Genomic DNA, 6,959 nt, shown 5'->3' with positions numbered 1-6,959 from the left:
CTGTCATACTGTAAATCATCGAATTTTCCTGTCTTCATTTTTTGAAAATTACTTCAAGAGTGTATCACGCTGCGTCGATAGGTGCGCGGGATGTATGGATTGTTTATGTTGTGCCAGATGCGTAACCTATGAATCCGGAATCGATTCCGTTATAATCTTCGCCCAACCAAATCGTCTTCTCCTCATATTTAAGGTAGATGCCCATGCGTCCAAACGATCGCAAGGCGGATCAAGTTCGCCCTATCAAAATTACTCGTAACTACACAGCTTACGCTGAAGGGTCAGTGCTAGTTGAGTTCGGTAACACCAAAGTGTTGTGTAATGCGACCGTCGAAGAATCTGTGCCACGTTGGCTAAAAGGTCAAGGTAAAGGCTGGGTTACAGCTGAATACGGCATGCTACCTCGAGCAACACATTCGCGTACTCGTCGTGAAGCGGCAAGTGGCAAACAAGGCGGCCGTACGATGGAAATTCAGCGTCTTATCGCGCGAAGCCTACGCGCTGTTGTCGACCTAAAAGCCATGGGTGAGTTCATGATCACCGTTGACTGTGACGTTATCCAAGCTGACGGTGGTACGCGTACTGCATCCATCAGCGGCGCAAGTGTTGCAATGGCCGATGCATTCCAACACCTAGTAGATAGCGGCAAGCTAAAAGCAAACCCAATGAAAGGCCACGTAGCGGCAGTTTCAGTTGGTTTGCTAGGTGATGATGTTCTGTGTGACCTTGAATACGTTGAAGATTCAGCGGCAGACACAGACATGAACGTGGTAATGACAGAAGAAGGCAAGATGATTGAAATTCAGGGCACCGCAGAAGGTGAACCGTTCAGTCACGAACAGCTGATGGCATTGCTCGAGTCGGCGAAAGTCGGCATTACGGAAATTGTCGCAGCGCAGAAGGCGGCGTTAGCCAATTGATTTAGATAGCTCCCATTATGGGGGCTATTTTTTTATCTCGACAATAGAGAAATGAATGATTGTCGAGAAGAGACACAAGAAACCAAGGACATAGAGAGAAAATAATGAAAGCATACCAGCGTGAATTTATTGAGTTTGCACTTGAGAAAGAAGTTCTTAAGTTTGGTGAGTTTACTTTGAAATCTGGCCGTAAAAGCCCGTACTTCTTTAACGCTGGTCTTTTCAATACTGGTCGTGACCTAGCGCGTCTTGGTCGTTTTTACGCAGCCGCGCTTGCTGATTCTGGCATTGAGTTTGATGTACTGTTTGGCCCGGCGTACAAAGGTATCCCAATCGCGACGACAACAGCAGTCGCGCTGGCGGATCACCACGATATCGACACGCCTTACTGCTTCAACCGTAAAGAAGCGAAAGATCACGGCGAAGGCGGTAACCTTGTAGGCTCTGCGCTTGAAGGTCGAATCATGCTAGTGGATGACGTAATCACAGCAGGTACTGCGATTCGTGAATCGATGGAAATCATCAAGGCGAATGGTGCAGACCTTGCTGGTGTGTTGGTTGCGATTGACCGCCAAGAAAAAGGCAAAGGTGAATTGTCTGCGATCCAAGAAGTGGAGCGTGACTTTGGTTGTGCAATCATCTCGATCGTTAGCCTGACTGACCTTGTGACTTTCCTTGAAGAGAAAGGCACAGACAAAGAGCATCTAGAAGCAGTCAAAGCATACCGCGCAGAATACGGCATTTAATTGGTTACTTTTTCTGAAAAAGTAAAAAGGGCAGATGGATATTCATCTGCCCTTTTTTGTTTTTGGATTCATCGCCTTGACCACTTACTTATAGCGAATGCCTTTCTCGACATGCTCATCTTGCATGGTTTTATAGCGTTTATGGAGCCACATCCATTGCTCTGGAGCGCGTAGAATGACTTCTTCCACATACTTGTTCATATAAGCGGCAGCGGCGACTTCGTCTTTTTGTGGATAATCGGCTTCAATGCACTTATCGGCGATGATGTCGTATTTCCCTTCGTCATTGCGAAACCCTGAGCCTGGGATGATCGCACATTTTGAGGTATACGCCAGAATGCTCGTGCCTGTTGTCGTACACGCATTGTCTACGGCAAAGAAGGGCACAAATACTGATTTTTTGCGACCGTAATCGTGGTCCGGTAAATAGAACAGACGCTCACCGCTGCGTAAAACACGAATCATCTTTTTTACATCTTTACGATCAATCAGTTTATTGCCGTTATGTGTCCGTCCCCAATACTGGATAAAGTTATAAGCAGGATTATTATGTGGACGAAACGCGCCGTACCCGGCCACGCCTAACACGGCGAAAGCACGCGCAGTGATCTCTAGATTTAGAGCATGGACACAACAAAGTAGGACTCCTTTACCTTCTTTGGCTTTTTCACGCAGTGCGCCGAGATCTTTCTCGACGATCAGGTTTTTAAAGCGCCAAGTCGGCCAGAACCAAGTGATTCCGGTTTCTATCAGTGCCATACCAGTATTTTTGAAGTTCTCTTCAACAATATGTTGAATCTCTTCAGGTGTTTTGTCTGGAAAGGCCAATTCTAAGTTACGCTGAGCAACGTGGACACGCTTTTTACCGTAGCGCATGCCAAGTTTACCGAGTGAACGACCTAATGAAAGCAGCAGCCGATAAGGAAGAATATTGACGAGGATGGCCAACAGACCAAAACCAAGCCATACGCCCCAGTTACGAGGGTGAAGAAGTGAAAGAGAAAACTCGGGCTGCGTGTATTTGTCTTTACTCATAGTCTTTTACTTTATTTGTGCACTCAAAAGCGCCCAGTACTCGTCAAAGTTTGCAGTCGGCTGGTATTTAAAGTCGCTACGCACAAAGCGGTTTAGGCTCCCCTCAACTTGTCCCAGAATTTGCGCGGCTAGGATGCGCTCTTCGACAGGGAAAGACTTCCCTTCACGAATCTTACGTTCACGCAGGATTTGGCGCAATTGTGTTTCTATACGCTCAAAGAGTTGATTGATGCGTTCACGTAGACGTTCATTTTCAAACATTAGAGCATGACCCGACAAAATGCGTGTCAGACCTGGGTTACGTTCAGAGAACGCCAAAATAAGGTGCATCACCATACGAATACGCTCTAGTGTATCTTTTTCGTCGTCTAGAATACGGTTGATACGTGTCATCAAGGCTTCTTCAATGAACTCAATCAACCCTTCGAACATGCGCGCTTTACTTGGGAAATGACGATACAGCGCGGCTTCTGAAACGCCGACTTGCTTGGCCAGTTTTGCCGTAGTAATGCGTGAAGCGCCATCTGTTGATTCAAGCATTTCTGCCAATGCTTGTAAGATCTCTTCACGACGGTTGGATTTTTTACTGCCGGCCATTAGTTACTTCCTTTCAAAATACAAAGTTGAGCGGAGGGGATTATAAGACGCTATTTCGCCTCAAACTAGACCACTAAGGGTGGAATGGGAGATTTAACACCCTTAGTTGTCATTTTTGTACCAAATTTATGCCAGCTTTTGTAAAAAATTGGCAGGGTTTTCAAACGTTAGTTACATCAATTGATGCATTTTTTCGAGAATTTTAAAGCTCAATGCTTCTTTTGATTCTAAAGCGAGCGCAAGTTCACCTTCAGGCCAGTAAAGGGTAATTGCGTTGTCGTTGCTGTTAAATCCTTGCCCTGCAACCGAAACGTCGTTTGCACAGATCATATCGAGGTTTTTCTTTGTTAACTTGCCTCGAGCATAGGTCTCTACATCATTGGTTTCAGCCGCAAAACCGACGGTAAACGGACGCTTCTCCGTCATTGCTGCCACAGATGCAACAATATCAGGATTTTTAACCATATTAATGACCATTTCGTCGTTGTCTTCTGTCTTTTTCAACTTTTGAGACGCGATCGTTTGTGGGCGGTAGTCGGCAACGGCAGCGCAGCTAATAAAGGCATCATGCTGGTTTGCATGTGTCATAACGGCTTCGTGCATCTCTTGTGCACTGGAAACATTTATGCGCTCAACACCTACGGGCGTATTTAAACTGACAGGACCGCTCACGAGGGTGACTTTTGCTCCCATCTGCGCTGCGGCGCTCGCCAATGCATAGCCCATTTTCCCGGAGCTATGGTTTGTAATGTAACGCACTGGATCAATCGCTTCGCGAGTTGGTCCGGCGGTAATGAGTATCGACTTACCTTCTAGCAATTTTGGTTGAAAGAACTGTTCACATAGATGTACTAGCTGCATTGGTTCCAGCATTCGACCTGGTCCTACATCACCACAGGCTTGCTCTCCTGCCGCAGGGCCCCAGATGTGCATACCACGACGCGCTAACGTAGCGATGTTCTCTTGGGTTGCGATATTGCGATACATCTGTTGATTCATCGCAGGAGAAACAGCAACAGGGGAATCCGTCGCGAGCACGAGCGTAGTAAGTAAATCGTTCCCCATGCCTGCGGACATGCGCGCGATTAAGTCCGCGGTCGCGGGCGCTAATAGCACTAAATCTGCCCATTTGGCCAATTCAATATGGCCCATAGAGGCTTCCGCTGCTGGGTCTAGTAAACTGTCCGAGACAGGACGGCCCGAAACGGCTTGCATGGTTAAAGGGGAAAGGGGTAATGAACTCTTTTGCGGCTTTCGTCATTACAACTTGAACTTGCGCTCCTCTCTCTATGAGGCGACGGGTTAGCTCCGCACATTTATACGCGGCAATACCGCCACTGATGCCGAGTAGAATTTTCTTTCCTGCTAGTGTTTGCATGTGAGATCTCCAATTTGATGACCGGATTTTAACACAATTCAAAGTCTGACCGCCCGAGCATATATAACGAGAAGATAATTCACATCAAACTCCAGAGTATTAATCTGACCGAGGAAGGGAAAATTCTCGCCTACCTCACAGACAAGTTGCGCGGAGTTTGCAAGTCTGAAAAGAAAAAGAGGTAGTGGAAACCATGGTGTTGAAAAGTCGAAACAAATTGCTGCTGATAACCCTAATTCCGCTGTTGTTGATCACCACGTTGATCTCAGTGGTGTATTACATCAACAGCAGTAAAAGTTTGGAAGCGGAGCTGGCAAGAGACAGGCAAGAGCTCATCGAAACGAAAAAGAAAGAGTTACAAGCCTATATGATGATGGGCGTGACGGCGATAAAACCGTTATACGACACGGATGTAAATGGAAGTAATAAAGAGGCAGCAAAAGAAATTCTGAAAGCCATGCGCTTTGAAAGCGATGGTTACTTTTTTGCCTACGACTCTCAAGGTGTGAATACGTTGCACGCCATCAAACCTGCATTAGAGGGTAAAAACCTTTACGACTTAAAAGATGAAAATGGGGTCGCAGTTATTGCGGGCTTGATTGACGCTTCTCAAAAAGGGGATGGGTTCCTCTATTTCTCGTGGCACAAACCGACCATTGACGCACAAGCGCCTAAGTTGGGCTATGCAGAATATCTATCTAAATGGGACTGGGTTTTAGGTACTGGCGTTTATATTGATGACATCGACCAACAAGTTGCGATGCACAGAGAGTTAAAGACTCAAGAGCTAAAAGAGCATACATTATCTGCCGTGTTGATTTCCGCTATTGGATTGATCATTACCAGTGTTCTCACCAGTATCGTGGTGTCTAAAGGCATTCAGCCATTACAACATGTCGCGGCTTCATTAAAAGATGTTGCCGCAGGCGGCGGTGACTTAACGGCTCGTTTAAAAGTCGAAAGTCAGGATGAAGTCGGTGAAGTGGCAGCGGCGTTTAATGAGTTTATGGATAAGCTGCACCCACTGATGCAGGATATCCACCGCTCTGCGACGACAGTACAAACCGTTTCCCAAAGCCTGAACACTCAGACCAGCCAAGCGAGCGGCCAAATGCAGGACCACTGTTTAGAGACGGACAAAGTCGTGACTGCGGTGACACAAATGAGCATGACTGCCAAAGAAGTAGCCAGCAATACTAATGCGACCGCGCAGGCAATTGACGATGCCAACAGTCAAGTCACCGCCGCTCAGCATGAGGTCGAGCAAGCAATAGAAGGCATTACCGAACTCGTGACGGAGATAGACAGCACGTCAGATGCAATTTCTGAGTTGAGTTTACAGACCGAAAAAATAACCAAAGTGCTGGATGTGATTGGCGAGATAGCCGAGCAAACGAATTTGTTGGCCCTAAATGCGGCGATTGAAGCGGCTAGAGCCGGTGAGCAAGGTCGAGGGTTTGCCGTCGTTGCGGATGAAGTGCGCTCGTTAGCCAGTCGTACGCAAAATAGTACTCATGAAATTGGCGACATGCTCAAGCAGCTACAAAATGGTGTATCAAGAGCGGTCAGTACGATGTCGGTGAGCCAAAAACGAGGTGTCAAAACGGCGGAAGAATCTGCGCTCATTCAGCAATCTCTTTCTGGTGTTCATCATTCTATCGGAACAATTCGAGATATGGGTATTCAAACCGCGTCTGCCGCAGAAGAACAAAGCGCGGTTGCAGAAGACATCAACCAAAACTTAGTGGCTATTCAACAGATCGTGAACAACATTAATGAGACGTTGCAGCATGCCGAGTCAATCAGCACGCAGCTATCACAGTCTGGAACAGAAATTCACGGCTTGGTTGGCAACTTTAAACTCTGATGAACTGTTAAGTTGCATGGAAAACACTGATAGTACGAAGAAAGCGAAAGTCATACTCGACTTTCGCTTTTTGTTTTGTGGAATAGGGACACTTTCCATATAAAGAGACATCAGATGATACTGAAAGCTTTGCCAAATGAGTCCATGCCCAGAGAGAAGCTACTGCAACGAGGGCCGCAAGCTTTGACCGATGCTGAGCTACTGGCCATCTTCTTGCGCACAGGCACCCGCGGAATGAACGTGATTGAGCTTGCAGACTTCCTTATTCAAGACTTTGGTTCGCTCAGACAACTATTTTCAGCATCAGAAGAAGAGTTTTGTCGTCACAAAGGATTAGGGCAAGCCAAGTATGTTCAATTGCAAGCTGTACTAGAAATGACACAACGTTACTTGGCGGAGACGCTAAAGCGTGGTGA

The 6,959-nt window shown here is 46.7% G+C and carries 6 protein-coding genes and 1 pseudogene; 4 read left to right on the top strand and 3 right to left on the bottom strand.

Annotation, left to right across the window (positions count from 1 at the left end; genetic code table 11):
• Positions 1-203 precede the first annotated feature (203 nt).
• Positions 204-920 (top strand): ribonuclease PH, encoded by a 717-nt coding sequence (rph, locus tag CAG68_RS21190; RefSeq protein ID WP_017634994.1) that lies wholly within the window; start codon positions 204-206, stop codon positions 918-920.
• A gap of 104 nt (positions 921-1,024) precedes the next feature.
• A complete protein-coding gene (gene pyrE, locus CAG68_RS21185; protein ID WP_017634993.1) occupies positions 1,025-1,666 on the top strand; it encodes an orotate phosphoribosyltransferase in 642 nt (213 codons plus the stop codon).
• Between the two features lie 84 nt (positions 1,667-1,750).
• Here the strand turns inward: pyrE and CAG68_RS21180 are convergent, their stop codons facing one another.
• The 3 genes and pseudogenes from CAG68_RS21180 to coaBC form a co-directional block, all read right to left on the bottom strand.
• The gene (locus CAG68_RS21180; protein WP_017634992.1) at positions 1,751-2,701 is read right to left on the bottom strand and encodes a Kdo(2)-lipid IV(A) acyltransferase; all 951 of its coding nucleotides are present in this window, start codon (positions 2,699-2,701) and stop codon (positions 1,751-1,753) included.
• A 6-nt stretch (positions 2,702-2,707) separates the two neighbouring features.
• Positions 2,708-3,298 carry a nucleoid occlusion factor SlmA gene (gene slmA / locus CAG68_RS21175; protein ID WP_005379386.1) on the bottom strand — a complete coding sequence of 197 codons (591 nt, stop codon included), beginning with the start codon at positions 3,296-3,298 and terminating at the stop codon, positions 2,708-2,710.
• A gap of 171 nt (positions 3,299-3,469) precedes the next feature.
• Positions 3,470-4,676, bottom strand: a pseudogene (gene coaBC / locus CAG68_RS21170) (bifunctional phosphopantothenoylcysteine decarboxylase/phosphopantothenate--cysteine ligase CoaBC).
• A 193-nt stretch (positions 4,677-4,869) separates the two neighbouring features.
• On the opposite strand from coaBC, the gene CAG68_RS21165 reads away from it, so the two are divergent.
• Both CAG68_RS21165 and CAG68_RS21160 read left to right on the top strand, forming a co-directional pair.
• On the top strand, positions 4,870-6,543 hold the full coding sequence (locus tag CAG68_RS21165; protein ID WP_033905951.1) for a methyl-accepting chemotaxis protein: 1,674 nt from the start codon (positions 4,870-4,872) through the stop codon (positions 6,541-6,543).
• Between the two features lie 114 nt (positions 6,544-6,657).
• The coding region (locus CAG68_RS21160; protein WP_337250520.1) for a UPF0758 domain-containing protein at positions 6,658-6,959 on the top strand (302 nt) is incomplete at its 3' end.

Source organism: Vibrio sp. V42_P2S4T144 (assembly GCF_009904715.1).
Classification (GTDB): domain Bacteria; phylum Pseudomonadota; class Gammaproteobacteria; order Enterobacterales; family Vibrionaceae; genus Vibrio; species Vibrio alginolyticus.
Note: the sequence above shows the minus strand (reverse complement) of the source record. Positions and strands in the feature narration are given on the sequence as shown.

Bases quoted from the DNA above. Each gene is read 5' to 3' on its own strand.
- rph (WP_017634994.1), top strand. From the start codon at position 204: ATGCGTCCAAACGATCGCAAGGCGGATCAAGTTCGCCCTATCAAAATT.
- pyrE (WP_017634993.1), top strand. From the start codon at position 1,025: ATGAAAGCATACCAGCGTGAATTTATTGAGTTTGCACTTGAGAAAGAA.
- CAG68_RS21180 (WP_017634992.1), bottom strand. From the start codon at position 2,701: ATGAGTAAAGACAAATACACGCAGCCCGAGTTTTCTCTTTCACTTCTT.
- slmA (WP_005379386.1), bottom strand. From the start codon at position 3,298: ATGGCCGGCAGTAAAAAATCCAACCGTCGTGAAGAGATCTTACAAGCA.
- CAG68_RS21165 (WP_033905951.1), top strand. From the start codon at position 4,870: ATGGTGTTGAAAAGTCGAAACAAATTGCTGCTGATAACCCTAATTCCG.